Origin of the sequence: Pseudomonas sp. NFPP04, from assembly GCF_900113815.1 — a bacterium.
Classification (GTDB): Bacteria; Pseudomonadota; Gammaproteobacteria; order Pseudomonadales; family Pseudomonadaceae; genus Aquipseudomonas; species Aquipseudomonas extremorientalis.
Genome location: NZ_FOQS01000008.1, coordinates 122,445 through 146,289 on the forward strand (window position 1 = coordinate 122,445; position 23,845 = coordinate 146,289).

The 23,845-nt window shown below is 59.7% G+C and carries 24 protein-coding genes; 19 read left to right on the plus strand and 5 right to left on the minus strand.

All coding sequences use genetic code 11. The features are described 5' to 3' along the window. Positions 1-134 precede the first annotated feature (134 nt). From secA to BM017_RS18160, 3 genes are all read left to right on the plus strand, one after another. Positions 135-2,870, plus strand: a complete 2,736-nt coding sequence (gene secA, locus BM017_RS18150; RefSeq protein ID WP_092246861.1) for a preprotein translocase subunit SecA — start codon at positions 135-137, stop codon at positions 2,868-2,870. A gap of 123 nt (positions 2,871-2,993) precedes the next feature. After that, complete coding sequence (gene argJ, locus BM017_RS18155) at positions 2,994-4,211, plus strand: bifunctional glutamate N-acetyltransferase/amino-acid acetyltransferase ArgJ (RefSeq protein ID WP_071489380.1); 1,218 nt, start codon at positions 2,994-2,996, stop codon at positions 4,209-4,211. Between the two features lie 13 nt (positions 4,212-4,224). Then, positions 4,225-5,169 carry a Nudix family hydrolase gene (locus BM017_RS18160; protein ID WP_071489381.1) on the plus strand — a complete coding sequence of 315 codons (945 nt, stop codon included), beginning with the start codon at positions 4,225-4,227 and terminating at the stop codon, positions 5,167-5,169. Positions 5,170-5,296: 127 nt separating this feature from the next. On the opposite strand, the gene BM017_RS18165 is transcribed toward BM017_RS18160, so the two are convergent. The 3 genes from BM017_RS18165 to BM017_RS18175 are packed head-to-tail and all read right to left on the minus strand — an operon-like array spanning position 5,297 to position 8,878. Continuing rightward, on the minus strand, positions 5,297-5,875 hold the full coding sequence (locus BM017_RS18165) for a cob(I)yrinic acid a,c-diamide adenosyltransferase (protein ID WP_092246864.1): 579 nt from the start codon (positions 5,873-5,875) through the stop codon (positions 5,297-5,299). Positions 5,876-5,877: 2 nt separating this feature from the next. Next, entirely contained in the window at positions 5,878-7,914 is a 2,037-nt protein-coding gene (locus tag BM017_RS18170; RefSeq protein WP_071489383.1) for a sensor histidine kinase, read from the minus strand. Between the two features lie 46 nt (positions 7,915-7,960). Continuing rightward, a complete protein-coding gene (locus BM017_RS18175) occupies positions 7,961-8,878 on the minus strand; it encodes a putative 2-dehydropantoate 2-reductase (protein WP_092246867.1) in 918 nt (305 codons plus the stop codon). A gap of 123 nt (positions 8,879-9,001) precedes the next feature. Between BM017_RS18175 and BM017_RS18180 the strand changes: the two genes are divergently transcribed. Both BM017_RS18180 and BM017_RS18185 read left to right on the plus strand, forming a co-directional pair. Then, positions 9,002-9,487, plus strand: a complete 486-nt coding sequence (locus BM017_RS18180; protein WP_071489385.1) for a YajQ family cyclic di-GMP-binding protein — start codon at positions 9,002-9,004, stop codon at positions 9,485-9,487. Positions 9,488-9,622: 135 nt separating this feature from the next. Further along, positions 9,623-10,465, plus strand: coding sequence for a mechanosensitive ion channel family protein (locus BM017_RS18185; RefSeq protein WP_092246869.1), 843 nt, complete (start codon positions 9,623-9,625; stop codon positions 10,463-10,465). Positions 10,466-10,657: 192 nt separating this feature from the next. On the opposite strand, the gene BM017_RS18190 is transcribed toward BM017_RS18185, so the two are convergent. Beyond that, the gene (locus tag BM017_RS18190) at positions 10,658-11,956 is read right to left on the minus strand and encodes an OprD family porin (RefSeq protein WP_092246872.1); all 1,299 of its coding nucleotides are present in this window, start codon (positions 11,954-11,956) and stop codon (positions 10,658-10,660) included. A 745-nt stretch (positions 11,957-12,701) separates the two neighbouring features. Between BM017_RS18190 and BM017_RS18195 the strand changes: the two genes are divergently transcribed. Beyond that, the gene (locus tag BM017_RS18195; RefSeq protein ID WP_092246875.1) at positions 12,702-13,127 is read left to right on the plus strand and encodes an HIT domain-containing protein; all 426 of its coding nucleotides are present in this window, start codon (positions 12,702-12,704) and stop codon (positions 13,125-13,127) included. 3 nt (positions 13,128-13,130) lie between these two features. After that, positions 13,131-13,337, plus strand: a complete 207-nt coding sequence (locus BM017_RS18200; RefSeq protein ID WP_015885618.1) for a SlyX family protein — start codon at positions 13,131-13,133, stop codon at positions 13,335-13,337. A 67-nt stretch (positions 13,338-13,404) separates the two neighbouring features. Here the strand turns inward: BM017_RS18200 and BM017_RS29525 are convergent, their stop codons facing one another. Further along, entirely contained in the window at positions 13,405-14,007 is a 603-nt protein-coding gene (locus BM017_RS29525) for a cold-shock protein (protein ID WP_092246878.1), read from the minus strand. Positions 14,008-14,420: 413 nt separating this feature from the next. On the opposite strand from BM017_RS29525, the gene BM017_RS18210 reads away from it, so the two are divergent. The 12 genes from BM017_RS18210 to tolA all read left to right on the plus strand — a co-directional run bounded on the left by BM017_RS18210 (position 14,421) and on the right by tolA (position 23,832). Further along, the gene (locus BM017_RS18210; RefSeq protein ID WP_071489389.1) at positions 14,421-14,894 is read left to right on the plus strand and encodes a Dps family protein; all 474 of its coding nucleotides are present in this window, start codon (positions 14,421-14,423) and stop codon (positions 14,892-14,894) included. Positions 14,895-15,074: 180 nt separating this feature from the next. Further along, positions 15,075-15,419, plus strand: a complete 345-nt coding sequence (locus BM017_RS18215; RefSeq protein ID WP_092246880.1) for a ribbon-helix-helix domain-containing protein — start codon at positions 15,075-15,077, stop codon at positions 15,417-15,419. Positions 15,420-15,584: 165 nt separating this feature from the next. Continuing rightward, complete coding sequence (locus BM017_RS18220) at positions 15,585-15,806, plus strand: FmdB family zinc ribbon protein (RefSeq protein WP_003209804.1); 222 nt, start codon at positions 15,585-15,587, stop codon at positions 15,804-15,806. Between the two features lie 107 nt (positions 15,807-15,913). Beyond that, the gene (aspS, locus tag BM017_RS18225; RefSeq protein WP_071489391.1) at positions 15,914-17,689 is read left to right on the plus strand and encodes an aspartate--tRNA ligase; all 1,776 of its coding nucleotides are present in this window, start codon (positions 15,914-15,916) and stop codon (positions 17,687-17,689) included. 136 nt (positions 17,690-17,825) lie between these two features. After that, complete coding sequence (locus tag BM017_RS18230) at positions 17,826-18,572, plus strand: YebC/PmpR family DNA-binding transcriptional regulator (RefSeq protein ID WP_071489392.1); 747 nt, start codon at positions 17,826-17,828, stop codon at positions 18,570-18,572. A gap of 157 nt (positions 18,573-18,729) precedes the next feature. After that, positions 18,730-19,254 (plus strand): crossover junction endodeoxyribonuclease RuvC, encoded by a 525-nt coding sequence (gene ruvC, locus BM017_RS18235; protein WP_016975450.1) that lies wholly within the window; start codon positions 18,730-18,732, stop codon positions 19,252-19,254. A 66-nt stretch (positions 19,255-19,320) separates the two neighbouring features. Continuing rightward, positions 19,321-19,932, plus strand: coding sequence for a Holliday junction branch migration protein RuvA (ruvA, locus tag BM017_RS18240; RefSeq protein ID WP_003175802.1), 612 nt, complete (start codon positions 19,321-19,323; stop codon positions 19,930-19,932). Continuing rightward, positions 19,933-20,991, plus strand: a complete 1,059-nt coding sequence (gene ruvB / locus BM017_RS18245; RefSeq protein WP_003193867.1) for a Holliday junction branch migration DNA helicase RuvB — start codon at positions 19,933-19,935, stop codon at positions 20,989-20,991. A gap of 139 nt (positions 20,992-21,130) precedes the next feature. Further along, positions 21,131-21,586 carry a tol-pal system-associated acyl-CoA thioesterase gene (gene ybgC / locus BM017_RS18250; RefSeq protein ID WP_025854760.1) on the plus strand — a complete coding sequence of 152 codons (456 nt, stop codon included), beginning with the start codon at positions 21,131-21,133 and terminating at the stop codon, positions 21,584-21,586. A 1-nt stretch (position 21,587) separates the two neighbouring features. After that, positions 21,588-22,283, plus strand: coding sequence for a protein TolQ (gene tolQ / locus BM017_RS18255; RefSeq protein ID WP_015885609.1), 696 nt, complete (start codon positions 21,588-21,590; stop codon positions 22,281-22,283). Between the two features lie 23 nt (positions 22,284-22,306). Continuing rightward, a complete protein-coding gene (tolR, locus tag BM017_RS18260) occupies positions 22,307-22,759 on the plus strand; it encodes a protein TolR (RefSeq protein WP_161793227.1) in 453 nt (150 codons plus the stop codon). Beyond that, on the plus strand, positions 22,759-23,832 hold the full coding sequence (gene tolA, locus BM017_RS18265; RefSeq protein WP_034109149.1) for a cell envelope integrity protein TolA: 1,074 nt from the start codon (positions 22,759-22,761) through the stop codon (positions 23,830-23,832). The genes tolR and tolA overlap by 1 nt, the downstream gene beginning before the upstream one ends. The last annotated feature ends 13 nt before the right edge of the window (positions 23,833-23,845 follow it).

The window sequence follows — 23,845 nt, forward strand, 5'->3', positions numbered from 1 at the left end:
GCCAGCATCGGGGAACAACGCCACTTTCCTCACCCACGATTCCGGGTAGAATGCGCGTTCGCATGCGGCCGTGAGGGCTGCTCGGGCCACTCACGGTGCGCCCTCCATCCCTATGTGTGGAAGAACCTGCCGATATGTTTGCGCCTTTGTTAAAGAAACTTTTTGGAAGCAAGAATGAGCGCGAAGTCAAACGCATGCTCAAGACGGTGCAGCTGGTCAATGCCTTCGAAGAGCAGATGGTTGCCCTTTCGGACGAGCAATTGCGCGCCAAGACCCAAGAGTTCAAGGCCCGCATAGCCAAAGGTGAAACCCTCGACAAGCTGCTTCCCGAAGCCTTTGCGGTCGCCCGTGAAGCCGGTAAGCGTGTCATGGGCATGCGCCACTTCGACGTCCAGTTGATCGGCGGCATGACCTTGCATGAAGGCATGATTGCCGAAATGCGCACCGGTGAAGGCAAGACCCTGGTGGCGACCCTGGGCGTTTACCTCAACGCATTGTCCGGCAAGGGCGTGCACGTGGTGACGGTGAACGACTACCTGGCTCGCCGCGATGCCAACTGGATGCGCCCGCTCTATGAATTCCTCGGCCTGACCGTCGGCGTGGTAACGCCGTTCCAGCCGCCGGAGGAGAAGCGCGCCGCCTATGCCGCCGACATCACCTACGGCACCAACAACGAATTCGGTTTCGACTACCTGCGCGACAACATGGCGTTCAGCATGGAAGAAAAATTCCAGCGCGAACTCAACTTTGCCGTGATCGACGAAGTCGACTCCATCCTCATCGACGAAGCCCGTACCCCGCTGATCATCTCCGGCCAGGCCGAAGACAGCTCGCGCCTGTACACCGAGATCAACAAGTTGATCCCGCGCCTGGAGCAGCACATCGAGGAAGTCGAAGGCGTGGTGACCAAAGAAGGCCACTTCACCATCGACGAGAAGACCCGCCAGGTCGAACTCAACGAAGCCGGTCACCAGTTCGTCGAAGAAATGCTGACCCAGATCGGCGAGCTGGCCGAGGGGGAAAGCCTGTACTCGGCGCACAACCTGGGCCTGTTGACCCACGTGTATGCCGGCCTGCGTGCCCACAAGCTGTTCCATCGCAATGTCGAGTACATCGTGCAGGACGGCCAGGTCGTGCTGGTCGACGAGCACACCGGCCGTACCATGCCGGGTCGCCGTCTGTCCGAAGGCCTGCACCAGGCCATCGAAGCGAAGGAACACCTCAACATCCAGGCTGAAAGCCAGACGTTGGCGTCCACCACCTTCCAGAACTACTTCCGTCTTTACAACAAACTGTCCGGCATGACCGGTACGGCCGACACCGAAGCGTTCGAATTCCACCAGATCTACGGTCTGTCGGTGGTGGTTATCCCGCCGAACAAGCCACTGGCGCGTAAGGACTACAACGACCTGGTGTTCCTGACCGCCGAAGAGAAGTACGCGGCGATCATCAACGACATCAAGGACGGCATGGCCAAGGGCCGTCCGATCCTGGTGGGTACCGCCACCATCGAGACTTCCGAGCATGTGTCCAACCTGCTCAACAAGGAAGGCATCGAGCACAAGGTCCTCAACGCCAAGTTCCACGAAAAAGAAGCCGAGATCATCGCCCAGGCCGGTCGTCCGGGCGCACTGACCATCGCCACCAACATGGCGGGTCGTGGTACCGACATCCTGTTGGGCGGCAACTGGGAAGTGGAAGTCGCGGCCCTGGACAACCCGAGCCCCGAGCAGATCGCCCAGATCAAGGCCGACTGGCAGAAGCGCCACCAGGCCGTGCTGGAATCCGGCGGCCTGCAGGTGATCGCTTCCGAGCGTCACGAATCGCGCCGTATCGACAACCAGCTGCGTGGCCGTGCCGGTCGCCAGGGTGACGCCGGTTCCAGCCGCTTCTACCTGTCCCTGGAAGACAGCCTGATGCGCATCTTCGCCTCGGACCGCGTGAAAAACTTCATGAAGGCCCTGGGCATGCAGTCCGGTGAAGCGATCGAGCACCGCATGGTGACCAACGCCATCGAGAAGGCGCAGCGCAAGGTTGAAGGCCGCAACTTCGATATTCGTAAGCAACTGCTCGAGTTCGATGACGTCAACAACGAACAGCGTAAAGTGATCTATCACATGCGTAACACGTTGCTGGCCGCCGACAACATTGGCGAGACCATCGCCGATTTCCGCCAGGACGTGCTCAACGCCACCGTCAGCGCACACATCCCGCCACAATCCCTGCCTGAGCAGTGGGATGTTGCCGGCCTGGAAGCGGCGTTGAAGAGCGACTTCGGTGTCGACTTGCCGGTCCAGCAGTGGTTGGACGAAGACGACCATCTTTACGAAGAAACCCTGCGCGAAAAACTGATGGCCGAATTGCTGGCCGCGTACAACGAGAAAGAAGAGCAGGCGAGTGCCGAAGCACTGCGCACCTTCGAGAAGCAAATCGTTCTGCGCGTGCTGGACGACCTGTGGAAAGACCACCTGTCGACCATGGACCACCTGCGTCACGGCATTCACCTGCGCGGTTACGCCCAGAAGAACCCGAAGCAGGAGTACAAGCGCGAGTCGTACACGCTGTTCTCCGAACTGCTGGATTCGATCAAGCGCGATTCCATCCGTGTGCTCTCCCACGTTCAGGTGCGTCGCGAAGACCCGATCGAGGAAGAGGCCCGCCTGCGTCAGGAAGCCGAGGCACTGGCTGCGCGTATGCAGTTCCAGCACGACGAAGCACCGGGCCTGGAAGCTCCTGAGGTATTGGGCGAAGAGATCGATGTGGCCCTGGCTAAAAGCCCGGTGCGCAACGAACAGAAGCTGGGTCGCAACGAGCTGTGCTGGTGCGGCTCGGGCAAGAAGTTCAAACACTGCCACGGCCAGATCGAATAAGATTTCCGCCTGACGCTGCAACACCCTGCGCCGCGACCGGCTCCTGCCGTCGCGGCGTTTTGCCATTAATTTCACCGTCGCTCACGACGGCACAGACATCACCCATTTTTAAGGAGCGCATTCATGGCTGTTGGTCTTGGTCCTTTGCCCACGTTGCACCCGGTTGCCGGTTTTGAACTCGGTATCGCTTCGGCCGGCATCAAGCGCCCGGGGCGCAAGGATGTGGTCGTGATGCGTTGCGCCGAAGGCTCGACCGTTGCTGGTGTGTTCACCCTCAACGCCTTCTGCGCCGCGCCGGTGATCCTGGCCAAGCAACGCGTGGCCGGTACCATCCGCTACCTGCTGACCAACACCGGTAATGCCAACGCTGGCACCGGCGAGCCAGGTCTGGTAGCGGCGGCGCGTACCTGCGCCAAGCTGGCCCAACTGACCGGCGTGGACGCCAGCCAAGTGCTGCCGTATTCCACCGGCGTGATCGGTGAGCCATTGCCCGTCGAGAAAATCGAAGGCGCGCTGCAAGCCGCATTGGACGACCTGTCTGTGGATAACTGGGCGGCCGCCGCCACCGGCATCATGACCACCGACACCCTGCCAAAAGGCGCCAGCCGCCAGTTCGTGCACGACGGCGTGACTGTCACCGTGACCGGCATCAGCAAAGGTGCGGGCATGATCCGTCCAAACATGGCCACCATGCTCGGCTACATCGCCACCGACGCCAAAGTCTCCCGCGACGTGCTGCACAGCCTGATCCTGGACGGCGCCAACAAGTCGTTCAACCGCATCACCATCGATGGCGACACTTCGACCAACGACTGCTGCATGCTGATCGCCACCGGCCAGGCCAACCTGCCGGAGATCACCGAGGCCAGCGGCCCGCTGTTCGCCGCGTTGAAGCAGGCGGTGTTTGAAGTGTGCATGGACGTGGCGCAGGCCATCGTGCGGGACGGCGAGGGCGCGACCAAGTTCGTGACGGTTGAAGTCAACGGCGGCGCTAACCACCAGGAATGCCTGGACGTGGGTTACACCGTGGCTCACTCGCCACTGATCAAGACCGCGCTGTTCGCCTCTGACCCGAACTGGGGCCGTATCCTGGCGGCCGTCGGCCGCGCCGGTGTGCCGGACCTGGACGTGAGCAAGATCGATGTGTTCCTGGGCGATGTGTGCATTGCCAGCCGTGGCGCCCGTGCTGAAACCTACACCGAAGCCCAGGGTTCGGCGGTCATGCAGCAGGAAGAAATCACCATCCGCATCGAGTTGGGTCGCGGCGAATGCAGCGAAACCATCTGGACCACTGACCTGTCCCACGAGTACGTGAAGATCAACGCGGAATACCGTACCTAAGAGGATAAGCGCGGTGAAACGAGTGCATGTAGCAGCAGCGGTGATCCGCGGTGTCGACGGCAAAATCCTGCTGGCGCGCCGCGCCGATACCCAGCATCAGGGCGGCCTCTGGGAGTTTCCCGGCGGCAAGGTGGAAGCCAATGAATCGGTAGCCGGCGCACTGTCCCGCGAATTGCAGGAAGAGCTGGGCATCCAGGTCACCACGGCGCGACCGCTGATCAAGGTGCAGCATGACTACCCGGACAAGCAGGTGTTACTGGATGTCTGGGAAGTCTCGGCTTTTACCGGTGAGCCCCATGGCGCCGAAGGGCAACCGCTGGAGTGGGTGGCGCCCCGGGATCTGCTCAACTACGAGTTCCCGGCGGCCAATGCACCGATCGTTGCGGCTGCGCGTTTACCTGCCGAGTACCTGATCACACCGGGCGAACTGGAAACCCCGACGTTACTGCGGGGTATTCAGAAAGCCATTGCTGGCGGCATCAAGCTGGTGCAACTGCGCGCGCCCAACGGCTACGACCCCAAATACCGCGACCTTGCGGTGGATGCGGTGGGCCTGTGTGCGGGCAAGGCCCAGTTGATGCTCAAGGGGCCGTTTGAATGGCTGGGGGATTTTCCTGCGGCCGGTTGGCACATGACCTCGGCGCAATTGCGCAAATACGCCAGCAAGGGGCGCCCGTTGCCAAAGGATCGCTGGCTGGCTGCTTCCTGCCATAACGCCGAGGAATTGGCTCTGGCAGAAATGATGGACGTGGATTTTGTCACGCTGTCGCCGGTGCAACCGACCCAGACCCATCCTGATGCGCAGCCGTTGGGTTGGGAGCAGGCCGCAGAGCTGATCCGTGGGTTCAGCAAACCGGTGTTTCTGTTGGGTGGGGTTGGACCCGCCGAGCGGGAGAAGGCTTGGGAGGCTGGGGCCCAAGGTGTCGCAGGGATTCGCGCGTTCTGGCCTGAGATTTGAGGCTGTTCTGACCGGCCTTATCGGGGAGGCAAGCCCCCTCCCACATTCGACCGAGTTCTACCGTTGGAATGCGGTCAAATGTGGGAGCGGGCTTGCTTGCGAAGGCGTCAGATCAGGCGCTGGATAATCAGTGGGGTTTAGCGGCAGCCTGCCATAAAACCTCGGCCACGCCCTGGCGCCTTGCAATCACCCGCGCCGCCACAAACAGCAAATCCGACAACCGATTGATATACGCCAACCCCACCCCTTCCAACGGCTCGATCGCATTCAACTGCTGACACCGCCGCTCCGCACTGCGCGCCAGGCTGCGGCACATATGGGCCTGGGCGACCAACGCCGAGCCTCCGGGCAGGATGAAGTTCTCCAGCGGTCCCACTTCTTCATTCCAGCGGTCAATCGCCGCCTCCAGCCGGTCCACTTCCGCCGCATTCAACGCCTTGTACACCGGCATCGCCAACTCGCCCCCCAAGTCGAACAAGCGATGCTGGCAAGGCGTAAGCACCTCGATCACATCCTTCAGTTCCGGATGTTTGCCACTCTGTTCTTCCAGGCTGGCCAGTAACAAGCCCAACTGGCTGTTCAACGTATCAACCTCGCCAATGGCCTCCACCCGTGGGTGATCCTTGGGCACGCGGCGGCCGTCGCCCAGGCCGGTTTCGCCCTTGTCGCCGGTGCGGGTGTAGATTTTCGACAGGCGAAAGCCCATGTTCATTGCTCCAGTTGGGTGAGTTCGTAAGGCGGCAGCTGGCTGCCGGCCAGGGGTAAGCGCAAGGTAAAGCAGGTGCCCTGACCGAGGGTGGAGTGCACTTCCATCTGGCCTTTGTGGTTGTTGGTGATGATGAAATACGACACCGACAGCCCAAGCCCGGTGCCCTGGCCGATTTCCTTGGTGGTGAAGAACGGCTCGAAAGTGCGTTTGCGCACGTTTTCGCTCATGCCGATGCCGTTGTCTTCCACCTGGATCTCCGCCCACGGCGGGTTGAGGCGGGTGCGCAGGATGATGCGCCCCGGTTCGCTGTCGTCTTCACGCAGGTGGATGGCCTGGGCTGCGTTTTTCAGCAGGTTGAGCAGGACCTGTTCGAGTTCGTTGGCGGTGCCGGGCACCGGACCCAATTGGGGATCGAACTGGCGGATGATCGCCTGGCCCTTGAAGTCAAAGCCGATGGCCAGGTCGAAATCGTTACCGGCGATCTCCACCGCCTGGTCGATCAATGCCGGCAAGTCGCAAGGCGCCATCTGTCGGTTGCTGCGGCGACTGAAACTGAGCATATGGGTGACGATCTTCGCCGCCCGCGCCCCGGCCTGCTGGATGCCGTCGAGCAACTGCGGCACTTCGCGGCTTTGCAGGTAGCGGTTGACGGTCTCCAGCTCGATACCCACCTGTTCCGCGTGTTCCAGGTTCTTCGGCAAGTCGGGGGACAAGCGGCGGCGGATGTTCTGCACGTTATGCAGGATCGCGCCCAGCGGGTTGTTGATCTCGTGGGCCATGCCGGCGGCCAGGCCGCCGACGGAAAGCATTTTCTCCGACTGCACCATCATTTCTTCCAGGGACAGGCGCTGGGTGATGTCATCGATGCGGATCACCACGCCACGTCCGGCACCGCCCATCAGCGGGTAAAACGTGAGGGCATAGTGCTTGGCTTCGTCGTCCTTGAACCAGGTGACGCGTTCGATGCGCTCCACCGTGTGTTGTTCGACCGCCGCCCTGATCTGCGGCAAGTAAGGCTTGAGCGGCTGGAAGGCCAGGTAGATCGGCTGATTCAGGGCTTCATCCAGGCGCGTGCCGGAGAGGGCGCTGGCTTCCTGGTTCCATTGGGTGACGTAGAGCTGTTCATCCAGGGCGATCAAGGCCGAGGGCATCGAGTCGATGATGCTGTTCAGGTAATTCTGGAAACCGGTGAGCTTTTTCTCGATCTTGCTGCGGACCTGGACTTCCAGCTCCAGCTTGCGGTTGGTGTGGCGCGTCTCCTCGGCCAAGCCTTGGGCCTGGTCGTACGCCGCCTGGGAGTCGTCCCGTGCACGCTTGAGCTGCTGCTCTCGGGCTTCGATGCGCGACAGCATGGTGTTGAAGGCTTCGGCCAGGCTGCCGATTTCATCGCGGTTACCGCGACCGGCACGCAGGGCGTAGTTCTCTTCGCGGGTGACCTGGCGCGACAGTTCTTCCAGCTCGTGGATCGGCCGGGTGATCAGGCGTTTGATCTGGCGGGCGATGACCAGCCACAACAGTACGCTGAAAATCAGGATGCCCAGGCTGGCTGTCAGCGTGCCGGTGTAGAACGCCACTGGCAGCTCGCTGCTGGCCACCAGCAGCAAATGCCCGGACGGTTGGCCGGCGCGAGGCAGGGTGATGACTTGGTTGCTGCGAAACTCGGTGACACGCCAGGCCTCGATATGCCGGTAGTTATCGGGAAGGTGCAGGCGGTCACCGTGTTGCATCTGCGCTAAACGGTTGCCGTCGCCGTCATACAGGGCGGCGGCGCGCAGCGGCGAATAGCTGGTCAGTTCATTGAGCAATGCGTCGGCCTTGGCCGGCGATTCGAGGGCCTCGGCGGCGAGCGCCGGGTTGGACACCAGGCGGCCGATGGCCTGCAAGGCCTGGGGCGCCATGCTTTCCTGGGAAATCCAGTAGGCGGCGCTGATAAAGGTCAGGTTGGCCACCAGCAGTACGGTGGTCAATAGCACCAGCAGGGCGGCCAGCAGTTTCTGCCCGACCGGTAGGTTTTCAAGACGCTGGCGCAGCGGCATCAGGGTTTTCCCAGGTGATAGACAGGCGGGCAGGGTAGCGCGTGGTTCAGTCGCGGGGCAATCCGCGTGCAAGCAACTGCTCGACCAGGCGCACTTGCAACTGTTGAAGGTGCGGCAGGTTCAGTTGGTGACGGGCAGCCGCCTGGCAAGCATAGCCCAATAGGTAGCTGATTTCGGTGCGGCGGCCGGCGGCCACGTCCTGGTACATGGAGGAGTAGTTCGCGGCGGTGGCCTGGATCACCCGTTCCACCTCGTGTTGCAGGTCCAGCGCGGCGTCGGGCTGGCCGCAGCATTCCAGCAGTTCGCCGAGTTCGGCGCACAGGGTGGCGACTTCGCACTGGTGGGCCTGTAGCTCGCCATTGCGGCACTGATACAGCACGGTCAGCGGGTTGATGGCGCAATTGAGCGCCAACTTGCGCCAGAGCCGCGTGAGGATGTCGGTGCTCCAATCGTGGGGGATGCCGGCGGCGTGCAAGTCGTCGAGCCACAGCGGCGGGGTAGGGTGGCCCGCATCGCCCAGCCAGGTGTAGCCATGCCCGGCGAACACCACGCGCCAGTCGCCGTCGCGAAACGCGCCTTCGGTGCTGGAGGCGAAGATGCAGCGGGCCTGGGGCAGTTGCGCGGCGACGGCATCCTGGCTGCCCAGGCCGTTCTGTAACAGGATCAGTTCGGCGTCCAGTGCAAGGCGGTGTTGCAACTGTGCGACGGCGGCTTGAGCGTCGTAGGCTTTGCATGCTACCAGCAGACGATGAATCGGCCCCGGACTGTCAGCTGTTTCGCCGATCACCGGGTAGGTGTGTTCTACACCTTGTTCCACCAGGGTCAGCCCCTTGGCTACCTGATAACTGGCCAAGCGCGCTTCATCGCGCAGGATCAACCGTACGGGCACGCCAGCGCGCGCCAGGCGAGTGGCCCAAAGGGTGCCCAGGCTGCCGGCGCCGAGAATATGCCAGGTGGTCGACATCAGTTTTTGCTCCGTAGGGTCGCCCGCAGCGAACGGGACGAAAGAACCGCTATAATGCCCCGGCATTTTAGCTTGGGCGCGCTCCATCTCTACTGAGCCCGCCCCTTATATTGGAGATATGACATGCCTTCGTTCGACGTGGTATCCGAACTGGACAAACACGAAGTCACCAACGCCGTCGAGAACGCCGTCAAGGAGCTGGATCGCCGCTATGACTTGAAAGGCAAGGGCAGCTTCGAATTCAAGGAAAAAGAGCTGACCGTCAACCTGACTGCTGAAGCCGATTTCCAGCTGGAAGCGATGATCGAGATCCTCAAGCTGTCGCTGGTCAAGCGCAAGATCGATGTGCAGTGCCTTGAAGTCAAGGACGCCTACGCCTCCGGCAAATTGATGAAGCAGGAAGCCGTGCTCAAGGAAGGCATCGACAAGGAGCTGGCGAAGAAGATCGTCGCCCACATCAAGGACGCCAAGCTGAAAGTCCAGGCCGCGATCCAGGGTGAACAGGTACGCGTTACCGGCAAGAAGCGTGACGACCTGCAAGAAGCCATCGCGGCCCTGCGCGCCAAGACCTTCGACATGCCGCTGCAGTTCAATAACTTCCGCGACTGATGGCACATTGGGGAACCTGTGGGCGTTTTTGACGTCCCACGCCCCACAACCTGCGCCTACTATTGAGCCCTCCTGGGCTCAATTGCATTTATGGCCACTCGATACGCCGAACATCCGGTAACCAGGAGAATGTAGATGGATTTCAATGCTGAAGTGGATCACCTGATCAAGACCTCAGAGTCGTGGCTGCCGATGATCATGGAATACGGCAGCCGGTTTTTGCTGGCGGTGGTCACCCTGGCCATCGGTTGGTGGCTGATCAATGTGTTGACCCACCGCGTGGGACGTTTGCTGGCAATGCGCAATGCCGACCTGGCCCTGCAACACTTCATTACCAGCCTGGCGAACATTGCGCTCAAAGTCATGCTGGTGGTCAACGTGGCCTCGATGATCGGCGTGGCAACCACCTCGTTCGTAGCCGCGATTGGTGCCGCCACCCTGGCCATCGGCCTGGCCTTGCAAGGCAGCCTGGCGAACTTTGCCGGCGGCGTGCTGATTCTGCTGTTCCGCCCGTTCCGCATTGGTGACTGGATCGAAGCCCAGGGCACCTCGGGTACCGTCGACAGCATCCAGATCTTCCACACCGTGCTGCGCACCGGCGACAACAAGACCGTGATCATCCCTAACGGCAGCCTATCCAACGGCCTGATCACCAACACCAACCGCCAGCCGACCCGCAAGGTGGTGTTTGATGTGGGTGTGGACTATGAAGCCGACCTGCAGAAAGCCCGTGAAGTGCTGCTGGAGCTGGCGAAGGATCCGCGCGTACTGGCCGATCCGGCCGCCGTGGCGGTGGTTTCGACTTTGGGCGACAGTTCGATCACCGTTTCCCTGCGTTGCTGGACCAAGACAGCGGATTATTGGGATGTGATGTTCATGTTGAATGAACTGGCGCGTGACCGTTTGAAAGCGGCGGGGATTGATATTCCATTTCCGCAGCGGGTTATTCGTGTGATGCAGGAAACAGCTGCCAAGTAATTTGAGGTTATCGTCTTGAACTTGGCCGATAGGTCAGGTTCAAGGTGCAAGTGTTAATCTCGTTAGTTAGCTTGCTAGTTATTCCTGTGCTGAAACATTACAGCCATAAAAAAGCCGCTCCCTTGTTAAACAAGGGAGCGGCTTTTTGTTTAAGGCCGAGGCCTTAAGTCATCGTTGTAATCAAACGATCAATTACAAGATGTTCAGCGGGTAGTTCGCGATCAGGCGCAGTTCGTCGATCGAAGGCGAACCGTAGTAAACGCCATCACCCGAACGATAAGTAGCTTGACGCAAACGCAGACTCAGGTTTTTTGCCGGGCCGCTTTGGATCACGTACTTGGCTTCGATATCGCGTTCCCACTCTTTACCGTTCGATGTGGTTGCGGTATTGGCGCCGCTACCGGTGACGTAACGAGTCATGAAGCTCAGGCCAGGAATGCCAAAGGTCGCCATGTTGATGTCGTAGCGAGCCTGATAGGACTTCTCGCCTTCGGCGTTGAAGTCGGAACGGGCGATGGAGTTGGCCAGGAATACCGTGCCGCCGCCGTCTACGCCGTAGCCGTAGTCGCCGTCGCCGGTGACTTTCTGGGCTGCCAGGGTAAAGGTGTGAGCACCGATGGTGTAAGCGCCCTGCAAGCTGAACGCACGGTTGTCGAGCTTGGTGCGTTGTGCGAACGGCAGAGCGCTGTCTTTGGAAGCACGTTGCAGGCCTTCGCCCTCGCTCTTGGTGTCGTAGATGTTGAAGTCCAGGGCGAAAGACTGGTCGTCGCTCAGTGCGTGGGTCCAGTTCAGGTTGCTGTAGTACTTGCGGAAGTAATCTTCGGTCTTCGCGTAGTACAGGCTGCCGGTGAACTCAGGTGTGAACGAGTAGACACCACCGACAAAGTCGGTTTTGGTCAAACCAAGGCTGTCGTGGTAGGTCTGGTTCTGCGCAATGCTGGAAGTGAAGTGACCGCCTTCCAGTTTCAGGCCCTTGATCTCGTTACTGGTGATCGAGATACCTTGTGGCAGCTCTGGCAGCAAACGGCTGTCGTCAGAGGCGAACACAGGAGCTGTTGTGTACTGGTCACCGACTTTCAGGACCGTATTGGAGATACGGAACTTAACGGCACCGCCGCCTTTGGAGTAGTCGTCTTGCGAGCGACCATCGGAACCGGTTGGGAATAGACCGGTACCCGCACGGCCCTTGCCGCTGTCGAGCTTGACGCCCAACAGGCCAATCACATCAACACCGACACCGATGGTGCCTTGGGTGAAGCCCGATTCGTACAGGGCATTGAAGCCCAGGCCGGTTTCTTCAGCACGGCTCTGGGAGCCTGGGCCCGACGGGTTGTTGCGGAAGTCGCGGCTGAAGTACAGAGCGCGAGTATTGATGCTGAAAGTGCTGTCTTCAACAAAGCCCTTGGAATCGTCCTGGGCGGACGCCATTGCGAACTGCGAGGTGCCTGCTGAAACAGCCAGGGCGATCATGCTCCACTTCATCACGCGCATCGTGATTTGCTCCTTTGGTTTTAGGAAGAGTACTGCCGTCCCACCTGTATTTTTATCTGGGCGGCTCTTTCTTTTATGTGTCGGCGCAAAGTTATATCACGCAGACTCTATTGACGATACTTACCCATCTATCCTTTCAGCTTCTTTACGAGGCTGTCGTAAATTGCTAGCTCCATGTCGCAAATCCACAGTCCTGTTGTAACCGGACTGACAACTTCAATACTGTTTCCAAACCCTTTTCAAAGTTTGAACGCTTCCTTGATACGCATTGAAACGCTGCTGTTCTTTATCGCGAAACACCTGCTTCCAATCGGGTGTCGTTGCCGACGATGCAGGTGTCAATGCAACAAGCGTGCACAAAGCGGTAACCGAATGTCATTTTTTCGTGAAAACCGTTCCGGCCCTGTAAAAACCGCATAAGCACGGGCTTTTTACGCCGTTTGGTTTGGGCTTGACGCGGCTGTGTTACCCCTCTTCGGTGGTACATAAAACCTGTGCGCGGGAAAAACGTTACCGGTTCACCCTCATGAGTGGGTACTTGGCGGATCCCTTTGAGGCACAAGTGGGTCATTTTGGTGCGTCCCGGTGAGGCCCGGTTTAGCGTAGCTCAAATATTCGACCGCCTCGAAAGAGTGCATGTTTTTTCATCACTGGCGCCGGCGCTTTCCTGCATTCGCCGTGAAGCCGTGCGCATTCGAAGGTATGCTGGGCGCCTGAACCTGACTTGCCGAACGGAGTGCCCACGGTGTTCGCCCTAGATCAACGCCTGCAACAAGACACACTGGTCATCGGGGACTTCCCGCTGTGCCGCCTGCTGCTGTCCAATGACTCAAACTACCCGTGGTTCATCCTGGTGCCACGCATCAACGCTATCAGCGAAGTGTTTCAACTGGATGTCGCCGACCAGCAGCGTTTGTGGCAAGAAACGACTGCCCTGGCCCAGTTGTTGAATGAAGGCTTGGCCGCCGACAAGATGAACATCGGCGCCCTGGGCAATGTGGTCAGCCAATTGCACGTGCATGTGATCGTGCGCAAGCGCGACGATGCTGCCTGGCCGGCGCCAGTATGGGGCAAGCATCCGGCGCAGCCTTACACCGATGAGCAAGTCGCTGCCATCCGCGTCCGTCTGCGCGAGCTGTTGCCTGCCGACTTCATTTTCAACCAGGGCTGAATCATGGACCTGCAAGACCGCGTCACCGACCTGGAAAGCCGCCTGGCCTTCCAGGACGACACCATCGAGACCCTCAATGACATCCTCGTCACGCAGCAGCGTGCTGTAGAGCGCCTGCAATTGCAGATGACCGCGCTGCTCAAGCGCCAGGAAGAAATGGGCGGCCAGTTCGAAACCTCCGAAGAAGAAGCGCCGCCTCCTCACTATTGATAGCCACGCATAAAAAAACCGCGACCCAGCCAGGCTGGATCGCGGTTTTTTGCTGCGAACGCAGGTATCAGCGGCGCGGCAGTGCAGCGATCACGTCTTCGGCCTGCAGGCCTTTGTCGCGATTCATCACGGAGAACTCCACGCGCTGGCCTTCCACCAGGACGCGATGGCCTTCGCCGCGAATGGCCCGGAAGTGGACGAAGATATCGTCGCCCGAATCACGGGAAATAAAGCCGAAGCCTTTGGATGTGTTGAACCACTTGACGGTACCGGTATCCCGATTGGTCATGTCGTAGGTTTGCGACGAGGCCGCAGGGGACGAACGGTAGAAGCTGATGGCCAGGTGAAGAACGATGGCGACCACAGCGATCACCAGGCTGAGCAGGATGGCCGGGTGGCCGCCGACTTCAGGCATGGGTGCCAGGAGGGTGAGGGTTTGTACGACAACGGTCAGTACCAGCAGCGCGCTGACCAGGTTTTGCAGTTGATGACGCGTGCCTTTGTTCCAGTAAGGGATCACCGGTGCCAGCGTCAGGTTAAGAAGGCCGAACATGGCCAGGTACAGAGCGTCGTGTTGTTCCAGATACGGCAGGCTTTCAGGCTGCAGGCTCGGGATAAAGGACAGCAGCAAAGCTGCAACGCCCGTTAGCAGGTGGACGATTTTCAACATTTTGATTAACTCACGTTAAGACGGATCACAAGGAAGAGCTGACTGGCACGGTTCGCTTCTGAACAATGGGAGGCGTTGGGCACGTGCGCGGGTATCAGCCTATGCCGCTGCCGCAGAAAGTAACGGCGGCGACACGCTGTCTATTTAACAGCAAAGGCTGTGCCTACTCAAATCAAGCATTTCGGGGTATTGCAAGGGCGATGGCATTTCTGCAGCAAACGCTTGTCCTAGACACGTGCAGGTTTTTCAAACGGCCAGCAGAGAAATTTCCTACTTGCCTCAAAGGCTTGGGTTGCTCCGGTCGGCAGGGCGCACCGGGGCGAATTGCCGCGCCGGGCTGCGCATCACCGGCACTCTTGCTAGAGTGGTCCTGCACCTGATCAATGAATGCTTGTCAATTGAAGGGGATAAACATGGCAATCGATATCGGTATCAGTGAAGAAGATCGTAAATCCATCGTCGACGGGCTTTCGCGACTGCTTTCCGATACCTATGTTCTGTATCTGAAAACCCACAACTTCCATTGGAACGTCACGGGCCCCATGTTCCGCACGCTGCACTTGATGTTCGAAGAGCAGTACAACGAACTGGCCCTGGCCGTGGACTCCATTGCCGAGCGTATCCGTGCCCTGGGGTTTGCTGCGCCGGGTGCCTACTCCATCTATGCCCGTCTTTCTTCCATCAAGGAAGAAGAGGGCGTGCCCAGTGCCGAAGAGATGATCAAGCAGTTGGTGGCTGGCCAGGAAGCGGTCACCCGCACCGCGCGCGGTATCTTCCCGCTGCTCGACAAGGTCAGCGATGAGCCGACGGCCGACCTGCTGACCCAGCGTATGCAGGTGCATGAGAAAACCGCGTGGATGCTGCGGTCCCTGCTTGAAAATCAGTAAACGCTGACCTTGAGTGGCGCCGCCCTGGCGCCGCTCGCTTGTTTCCGCGCATTTCCTGGCGTTGTCCTACGTCGATCAACTCCGCGTCTTCTGGCTGCCTGCCGCTCCCTGCTGTTTTTATAGGGCATTGCCCAATGGGACGACCCATGGGCGGTTGTTTGGCAATGGAGTGTCAGGTGTATGTCACGCGGAGTCGGTAATGGAGTGATGGAAACCGGTGGTTTCCATAAGATAAAGATCGACCCTTTTGCAAAAGGGTTCGATATGGGGCTGGCCAAGCCGCTGTCCCGGTCGGTGAGGCTCAATGGTTTTTCCACGTGCCTGCGGCTGGAGCAGATCTATTGGAATATCCTCACGGAAATCGCCAGGATCAATGCCTGTTCAGTCAGTGCGTTGCTGTCTTATGTCGATCGGGAAGTACACTTGCGTTATGGCGGTGTGAAGAACTTCAGTGGGTTGGTCAGGGTGGTGTGCGTGGTTCATGTCCTCAAAGGGCGTTTTGACCCTGCGTGCTCACCGGGATAGCCACCGGGCTTCGGGGCCGGCCCTCCATCATGGCGGGCAGGGCCCTGGGCAGAAGCCGGCTGCGCTGCCTCGATTTACCAGATATAATCCCGCGCTTTGCTACGCATGCTGCGGACCCGTAGGGCAGGCGTGGCGCAGTAACGTTCTGATCGCCGAGACATCGCCATGCCCATGTACGACTACCAATGTGCTTCCTGCGGTCATCAGCTGGAAGCCATTCAGAAGATCAGCGCAGCGCCGTTGGTCGATTGCCCAGCCTGCCAGGCGCCTGAGCTCAAGAAGATGTTGTCCATGCCGGGCTTCCGCTTGAGCGGCAACGGCTGGTACGAGACCGACTTCAAGACCGGCTCGAAGAAGAACCTGGCCGGCGGCGACAAAGCAGACTGAGTTGAACTCTACGCGCAGGCTCCTGCATTATCCGTCCCCTGCTTTAATGTACGGTGACGAGGCAGGCCTCCACCGAATTTCGAATTACGAGAAGTGAAACCACTACCATGATGCGCAGCCACTATTGCGGCCAACTGAACGAGACCCTGGAAGGTCAGGAAATCACCCTTTGCGGATGGGTTCACCGTCGCCGCGACCACGGCGGGGTGATCTTCCTCGATATCCGTGATCGTGATGGTCTGGCCCAGGTGGTGTTCGACCCGGATCGCGCCGAAAGCTTCGCCGCCGCCGACCGCGTGCGCAGCGAATACGTCGTGAAGATCACCGGCAAGGTTCGCCTGCGTCCGGCGGGTGCCGTGAACAAGAACATGGCGTCCGGCGGCATCGAAGTGCTGGGCTATGAGCTGGAAGTACTGAACGAGTCGGAAACCCCGCCGTTCCCACTCAACGAATACTCTGACGTGGGCGAAGAAACCCGCCTGCGCTATCGCTTCCTGGACCTGCGTCGTCCGGAAATGGCCGAGAAGCTGCGCCTGCGTTCGCGCATGACCACCAGCATCCGTCGTTTCCTCGACGAAAACGGCTTCCTCGATGTCGAAACCCCGATCCTGACCCGGGCCACCCCGGAAGGCGCGCGCGACTACCTGGTACCTAGCCGTACCCACGCCGGTTCGTTCTTCGCCCTGCCGCAATCGCCGCAGCTGTTCAAGCAACTGCTGATGGTCGCCGGCTTCGACCGCTACTACCAGATCGCCAAGTGCTTCCGCGACGAAGACCTGCGCGCTGACCGCCAGCCTGAATTCACCCAGATCGACATCGAGACCAGCTTCCTCGATGAAAAAGAGATCATGGGCCTGACCGAACAGATGATCCGCAACCTGTTCAAGGAAGTGCTGGGCCTGGAATTCGGCGACTTCCCGCACATGACCTTCGAAGAAGCCATGCGCCGCTACGGTTCCGACAAGCCAGACCTGCGTAACCCGCTGGAACTGGTGGACGTGGCCGACCAACTCAAAGAAGTCGACTTCAAGGTGTTCAGCGGCCCGGCCAACGACCCTAAATGCCGCATCGCCGCCCTGCGCGTGCCTGGCGGCGCGAGCATGCCGCGCAAGCAGATCGACGACTACACCAAGTTCGTTGGCATCTACGGTGCCAAGGGCCTGGCGTATATCAAGGTCAACGAGCGCGCCAATGGCGTTGACGGCCTGCAATCGCCGATCGTGAAGAACATTCCGCTGGACAACCTGAACGCGATCCTCGATCGCGTCGGCGCAGTCGACGGCGATATCGTGTTCTTCGGCGCCGACAAGGCCAAGATCGTCAGCGAAGCCTTGGGCGCGCTGCGCATCAAGCTGGGTCACGACTTGAACCTGCTGACCTGCGAATGGGCCCCGATGTGGGTCGTTGACTTCCCGATGTTCGAAGAAAACGACGACGGTAGCTTCAGCGCCTTGCACCACCCGTTCACCGCGCCGAAATGCTCGCCGGCCGAACTGGAAGCCAACCCGGCTGGCGCGCTGTCCCGCGCGTATGACATGGTATTGAACGGTACCGAGCTGGGTGGCGGTTCGATCCGTATCCACCGCAAGGAAATGCAGCAAGCGGTGTTCCGCCTGTTGGGCATCAACGAAGCGGAACAGGAAGAGAAGTTCGGCTTCCTGCTCGACGCCCTGAAATACGGTGCGCCGCCCCATGGTGGCCTGGCGTTCGGCCTGGACCGCCTGGTGATGCTGATGACCGGCGCCCAGTCGATCCGTGAAGTGATCGCCTTCCCGAAAACCCAGAGCGCTGCGGACGTCATGACCCAGGCGCCAGGTGTGGTGGATGCCAAGGCATTGCGCGAGCTGCACATCCGTCTGCGCGAGACGCCGAAGGCTGAGTAAGGCTGCTGCGTGAAAGCGCATTGAGGTTTACGCAGTCAAAAAAGGCGCATCTTCGGATGCGCCTTTGCGTTACAAGGGTTGCATTCCGCCTGGGGCGGAATTGATAAGGTTTCTAGAGAATTTTTGGAGTTGTGTTATGGCTGGCCATTCCAAGTGGGCGAACATCAAGCACCGCAAAGAGCGTCAGGATGCCAAGAAAGGCAAGATTTTCACTAAATGGATCCGCGAGCTGACCGTCGCGGCCCGCCAGGGTGGGGGTGATCCAGGCTCCAACCCGCGTCTGCGCTTGGCGCTGGACAAGGCCCTTGGCGCGAACATGAGTCGCGACATCATCGACCGCGCCGTGGCCCGCGGTGCCGGCGCTGCCGATACCGACGACATGGTCGAGCTGAGCTACGAAGGCTATGGCCCGGGTGGCGTGGCCGTGATGGTCGAGTGCATGACCGACAACCGCAACCGTACTGCCGCCGCTGTGCGTCATGCATTCAGCAAATGTGGTGGCAACCTCGGCACTGACGGTTCGGTGGCCTACCTGTTCGAGCGCAAGGGGCAGATTACCTTCGCGCCGGGCACCGATGAAGATGCGCTGATGGAAGCGGCGATGGAGGCGGATGCCGACGACGTGGTGACCAACGAAGACGGTTCCATCGACGTGTTCACTTCGTTCGCCAGCTTCTATGCGGTGCGCAATGCCCTGGAAGCGGCCGGTTTCAAAGGTACCGACGCGGAAATCGTGATGCTGCCGACCACCAGCGCCGAGCTGGACCTGGACGGTGCGCAGAAAGTGCTGAAGATGCTGGATATGCTCGAAGACCTGGATGATGTGCAGAACGTGTATTCCAACGCCGACATCCCTGAGTCTGTAGCCGAACAGCTAGGCTGAAGGACGATGTAGATCAAAAAGTGGGAGGGGGCTTGCCCCCGATGACAGTGTGTCAGTTACGTATAAATCGACTGATCCACTGCTATCGGGGGCAAGCCCCCTCCCACATAGGGTCTTCTCTGTGTCAAAAAATGTGCTTACCCAACCCGCAGGCGTTATGACTTTAATCCTAGGTATCGACCCCGGTTCGCGCATCACCGGTTTTGGCGTGGTGCAACAGACCCCGCGTGGCTGCGTGTACGTGGCTTCGGGCTGCATCCGCACCGGCGCGGGCGAGTTGGCCGAGCGCCTGCAGATCGTTTATCGCGGCGTGCGTGAGGTGATCCAGACCTACGGGCCGGTGACCATGGGTATCGAAAAGGTGTTCATGGCAAAGAATGCCGACTCCGCGTTGAAGCTTGGCCAGGCCCGTGGCGCCGCCATCGTTGCCGGCGCCGAGGAGGGCATGGAAATCGCCGAGTACACCGCCACCCAGGTCAAACAGGCCGTGGTCGGCACCGGCGCGGCGAACAAAGAGCAGGTGCAGATGATGGTCATGCATATGCTCAAGCTCACTTCAAAACCGCAGATCGACGCCTCGGACGCCCTGGCTATTGCCATTTGCCATGCGCACACTCGCTCAAGCTTACTGCCTCACGGCCTGGGCACGGCACGCAGTCGTGGCGGGCGCCTGCGTCTCTGATAGCATCAGCGCAATCGTTATTTCCGGTCGGGCCCTGCTCTGACCCTAGCTTTAAGGATCTGAACCGTGATTGGACGCTTGCGCGGCACTCTGGCTGAGAAACAGCCGCCACACCTGATTCTGGATGTAAATGGGTTGGGGTATGAGCTGGAAGTACCCATGACCACCTTGTATCGCCTCCCGTCGGTCGGTGAGCCGATTACGCTGCATACTCACTTGGTGGTACGTGAAGATGCGCAATTGCTCTATGGTTTCATTGGCAAGCGTGACCGTGACTTCTTCCGTGAGCTCATCCGCCTGAATGGCGTAGGGCCGAAACTGGCCCTGGCGTTGATGTCGAGCCTGGAAGTGGATGAGCTGGTGCGTGCCGTTTCGGCCCAGGACACCTCGGCGCTGACCAAGGTGCCAGGCGTCGGCAAGAAGACCGCCGAGCGCCTGCTGGTGGAACTCAAGGACCGCTTCAAGGCCTGGGAGGTCGTACCGAGCATGTTCGCCCTTGTACCGAACCAGCCGGACATGCCGGCCGGCCAGGTGGCGAGCGCCGAAAGCGATGCGGTCAGCGCGCTGATTTCCCTGGGTTACAAACCCCAGGAAGCCAGCAAGGCCGTATCGGCCATCAAGGACAAGAACCTGAGCAGTGAAGACATGATCCGCCGCGCCCTGAAGGGAATGATTTAAGTGATTGAAGCTGATCGTCTGATTGCAGCCACCGGCCCGCGCGACCGTGAAGAGGTCCAGGACCGCGCCATCCGCCCCCTGAGCCTGGCCGAATACATTGGCCAGCCCACCGTGCGCGAGCAGATGGAATTGTTCATCCAGGCTGCGCGTGGGCGCAGTGAGTCCCTGGACCACACGCTGATCTTCGGCCCACCGGGCCTGGGCAAGACCACCCTGGCCAACATCATTGCCCAGGAAATGGGCGTATCGATCAAGTCCACCTCCGGCCCGGTGCTGGAACGTCCGGGTGACCTGGCGGCGTTGCTGACCAACCTTGAACCGCACGATGTGCTGTTTATCGACGAGATCCATCGGTTATCCCCGATCGTCGAAGAAGTGTTGTACCCGGCCATGGAAGACTTCCAGCTCGACATCATGATCGGCGAAGGCCCTGCCGCCCGCTCGATCAAGCTCGACCTGCCGCCGTTCACGCTGGTCGGCGCTACAACCCGCGCAGGGATGCTGACCAACCCACTGCGAGACCGTTTCGGCATTGTTCAACGTCTAGAGTTCTATAGCACGGCTGATCTGGCGACCATTGTCAGCCGTTCGGCGAGCATTCTCGGCTTGCCGCTGGACCCGGAAGGCGCGTTTGAAATCGCCCGTCGGGCCCGCGGCACGCCGCGGATCGCCAACCGCCTGCTGCGACGCGTGCGAGACTTTGCCGAGGTGCGGGCCAAGGGGCACATCACCAAGGCCGTGGCCGACCTGGCCTTGAACCTGCTGGACGTGGATGAGCACGGCTTCGATCACCAGGATCGACGTCTGCTCCTGACCATGATCGAGAAGTTCGACGGTGGCCCGGTGGGCGTCGACAGCCTGGCGGCGGCCATCAGTGAAGAGCGCCACACCATTGAGGATGTGTTGGAACCGTACCTGATCCAGCAGGGCTACATCATGCGCACGCCAAGAGGCAGGGTGGTGACGCGTCACGCCTATCTGCACTTTGGGTTAAACATTCCGTCACGATTGGGCGAGATGCCCGTAGTAGACGAATTCCTCGATGCAGTGGACGATTAAAAACCTATAGCCAGTCGATTTATCCGAGGTTTGTGCTGTCCTAGTGGCTGGTGTCGTCATTCAGTCGTTAGAAATGTTTCAGACAATGAAAAAACAGTTGCCCAGCCGGATTGGCAACCTGAGGAGTAAGCACTAGAGTATGCGCGCGCAAAACGGGGATCAGTCGTTCGCACATCGCTGTCGCGTTTATTACGAGGACACCGATGCCGGCGGCATCGTGTATTACGTCAACTACCTCAAGTTCATGGAGCGGGCTCGAACCGAGCGGCTACGGGAGCTGGGCTTTGCCCAATCCGAGCTGGCAGGGGAGGACCTGTTATTCGTCGTGCACTCCAGCGAGGCGCGGTATCACGCGCCGGCGCGGCTGGACGACGAATTGTTGGTCAGCGCTGAAGTAATCGAATTGAACCGTGTCAGCCTGCGTTTCAAGCAGCAGGTCAGGCGGGCAACGGATGCAACGCTGCTCTGTGAGGGGCAGTTCCTGGTGGCCTGTGTGCGCACCAATAGCTTGAAACCCCGGGCCATTCCCGAAGCTCTACGTGCGGCCTTTGCCGACGTAAGCGGCGCGGGTAAACAATCAAAGCAGGAGATTTAGCGTGGAACCTACCGTCGTCGACCATTCCTCCATGTGGAGCCTGGTCAGCAATGCCAGTGTTGTGGTTCAACTGGTCATGCTGACCCTGGTAGCCGCATCGGTTACCTCTTGGGTCATGATTTTTCAGCGCAGCAACCTGCTGCGTGCCGGTCGACGTGCCCTGGAGAGCTTTGAAGAGCGCTTCTGGTCGGGTATCGACCTGTCCAAGCTGTACCGCCAGGCTGGCAGCAACCCGGACCCGGACTCGGGCGTCGAGCAGATCTTCCGCGCCGGCTTCAAGGAATTCTCCCGTCTGCGCCAGCAGCCAGGCGTTGACCCGGAAGCGGTGATGGAAGGTGTGGCCCGTGCCATGCGCGTGGCCATTTCCCGCGAAGAAGAAAAGCTTGAGCAAAGCCTGCCGTTCCTCGCCACCGTCGGCTCCGTGAGCCCGTACATCGGTCTGTTCGGTACCGTGTGGGGGATCATGAACTCCTTCCGTGGCCTGGCCCAGGCCCAGCAAGCGACACTGGCCACCGTGGCACCGGGTATCGCCGAGGCCCTGATCGCCACCGCGATCGGCCTGTTTGCCGCTATCCCCGCAGTAATCGCCTACAACCGCTTCGCTGCCACCAGCGAAACGTTGATCGGTCGTTACTACACCTTCGCCGACGAGTTCCAGGCGATCCTGCACCGTAAAGTGCACACCAGCGAAGAATAAGCAGGTAATTCCCAATGGCTTTAATCGCTCGAGCTCGCAAAAAGCGCAAGCCGGTCGCCGAGATGAACGTAGTGCCTTACATCGACGTGATGCTGGTGCTGCTGGTTATCTTCATGGTGACCGCGCCGATGCTCAACCAGGGCGTGAAGGTTGATTTGCCCAAGGTTTCCAGTGAAGCCTTGCCGCAAGACAACAACACTCAAGTCCTGACCATTTCGATCAAGGCTGACAAGACCTATTACTGGAACCTTGGCAGCGAAGTCGACACGCAGAAGCAGCAAGACAAGGCGCTCACCTTGCCTGCGATGACCGATGCAGTGACCAAGATCATTCGCTCCGGCAACGAAGGCGGCAAGCACACCCAGGTGTTCATCCGTGGCGACAAATCGGTCGACTACGGCTCCGTCATGGGCGCCATGGGCGGGCTGCAGAAGGCCGGCGTGGGTAACGTTGGCTTGATTACCGAGGCGCCCTGATGCAGCAACAGCGAGAGCCGTCCGCCTCGGAAAGCTACTTCTGGCCTAGCGTCTGGGCGATTGCGCTGCATGTCCTGGTGTTTGGCATGCTGTTCGTCAGCTTCGCCATGACCCCGGACCTGCCGCCAGCCAAGCCGATCGTGCAGGCGACCCTGTATCAGCTGAAATCGAAAAGCCAGGCCACCACCCAGACCAATCAGAAGATTGCGGGTGAGGCCCAGAAGTCGGCTGCGCGCCAGACTGAAGTCGAACAGATGGAACAGAAGAAGGTCGAGCAGGAAGCGGTGAAGGCGGCTGCGGAACAAAAGAAAGAAGAGGCGGCTCAAAAGGCCGAGGAATCGAAAAAGGCTGACGAAGCCAAGAAGGCTGACGAGGCGAAAAAGGCTGATGAAGCCAAGAAAGCCGAGAAAGCTGCCGAAGCGAAAAAGGCCGAAGAGAAACAATTGGCTGATATAGCCAAGAAGAAATCTGAAGAAGAAGCCAAGAAGGCTGCCGAAGAAGAGGCCAAGAAAAAGGCCGCTGAAGACGCCAAGAAGAAAATAGTCGAAGACGCGAAGAAAAAAGCCGCCGAAGACGCCAAGAAAAAAGCTGAAGCAGACGAGGCGAAGAAAAAAGTCGCCGACGACGCGAAGAAGAAAGCTGCCGCCGACGCCCAGAAGAAAAAGGCCCAGGAAGCAGCGCGCAAATCCGCCGAAGAGAAGAAGGCCCAGGCCTTGGCAGATTTGCTCTCCGACACGCCGCAGCGTCAGCAAGCCTTGGCCGATGAACGTGGTGATGAAGTCGCGGGCAGTTTCGACGATCTGATTCGGGCACGGGCAGCGGAAGGCTGGACACGTCCACCTTCGGCGCGCAAAGGCATGACAGTAGTGCTGCAGATCGGCATGTTGCCGGACGGTACGGTGACTTCGGTCAGCGTGGCCAAGTCCAGTGGTGACGGTTCGTTCGACAGTTCGGCGGTTGCCGCAGTCAAGAACATTGGCCGGTTGACCGAGATGCAGGGAATGAAACCAAGCGACTTCGCTCCCTATCGTTCATTCAAGATGACATTCACACCTGAGGATCTAGCCTTGTGAGAAACCTTCTTCG

What these genes read in the sequence shown, in the direction of transcription:
- secA (WP_092246861.1), top strand. Translation starts at nt 135, where the DNA reads ATGTTTGCGCCTTTGTTAAAGAAACTTTTTGGAAGCAAGAATGAGCGC.
- argJ (WP_071489380.1), top strand. Translation starts at nt 2,994, where the DNA reads ATGGCTGTTGGTCTTGGTCCTTTGCCCACGTTGCACCCGGTTGCCGGT.
- BM017_RS18165 (WP_092246864.1), bottom strand. Translation starts at nt 5,875, where the DNA reads ATGGGCTTTCGCCTGTCGAAAATCTACACCCGCACCGGCGACAAGGGC.
- BM017_RS18170 (WP_071489383.1), bottom strand. Translation starts at nt 7,914, where the DNA reads ATGCCGCTGCGCCAGCGTCTTGAAAACCTACCGGTCGGGCAGAAACTG.
- BM017_RS18175 (WP_092246867.1), bottom strand. Translation starts at nt 8,878, where the DNA reads ATGTCGACCACCTGGCATATTCTCGGCGCCGGCAGCCTGGGCACCCTT.
- BM017_RS18180 (WP_071489385.1), top strand. Translation starts at nt 9,002, where the DNA reads ATGCCTTCGTTCGACGTGGTATCCGAACTGGACAAACACGAAGTCACC.
- BM017_RS18185 (WP_092246869.1), top strand. Translation starts at nt 9,623, where the DNA reads ATGGATTTCAATGCTGAAGTGGATCACCTGATCAAGACCTCAGAGTCG.
- BM017_RS18190 (WP_092246872.1), bottom strand. Translation starts at nt 11,956, where the DNA reads ATGCGCGTGATGAAGTGGAGCATGATCGCCCTGGCTGTTTCAGCAGGC.
- BM017_RS18200 (WP_015885618.1), top strand. Translation starts at nt 13,131, where the DNA reads ATGGACCTGCAAGACCGCGTCACCGACCTGGAAAGCCGCCTGGCCTTC.
- BM017_RS29525 (WP_092246878.1), bottom strand. Translation starts at nt 14,007, where the DNA reads ATGTTGAAAATCGTCCACCTGCTAACGGGCGTTGCAGCTTTGCTGCTG.
- BM017_RS18210 (WP_071489389.1), top strand. Translation starts at nt 14,421, where the DNA reads ATGGCAATCGATATCGGTATCAGTGAAGAAGATCGTAAATCCATCGTC.
- BM017_RS18215 (WP_092246880.1), top strand. Translation starts at nt 15,075, where the DNA reads ATGTCACGCGGAGTCGGTAATGGAGTGATGGAAACCGGTGGTTTCCAT.
- BM017_RS18220 (WP_003209804.1), top strand. Translation starts at nt 15,585, where the DNA reads ATGCCCATGTACGACTACCAATGTGCTTCCTGCGGTCATCAGCTGGAA.
- aspS (WP_071489391.1), top strand. Translation starts at nt 15,914, where the DNA reads ATGATGCGCAGCCACTATTGCGGCCAACTGAACGAGACCCTGGAAGGT.
- BM017_RS18230 (WP_071489392.1), top strand. Translation starts at nt 17,826, where the DNA reads ATGGCTGGCCATTCCAAGTGGGCGAACATCAAGCACCGCAAAGAGCGT.
- ruvC (WP_016975450.1), top strand. Translation starts at nt 18,730, where the DNA reads ATGACTTTAATCCTAGGTATCGACCCCGGTTCGCGCATCACCGGTTTT.
- ybgC (WP_025854760.1), top strand. Translation starts at nt 21,131, where the DNA reads ATGCGCGCGCAAAACGGGGATCAGTCGTTCGCACATCGCTGTCGCGTT.
- tolA (WP_034109149.1), top strand. Translation starts at nt 22,759, where the DNA reads ATGCAGCAACAGCGAGAGCCGTCCGCCTCGGAAAGCTACTTCTGGCCT.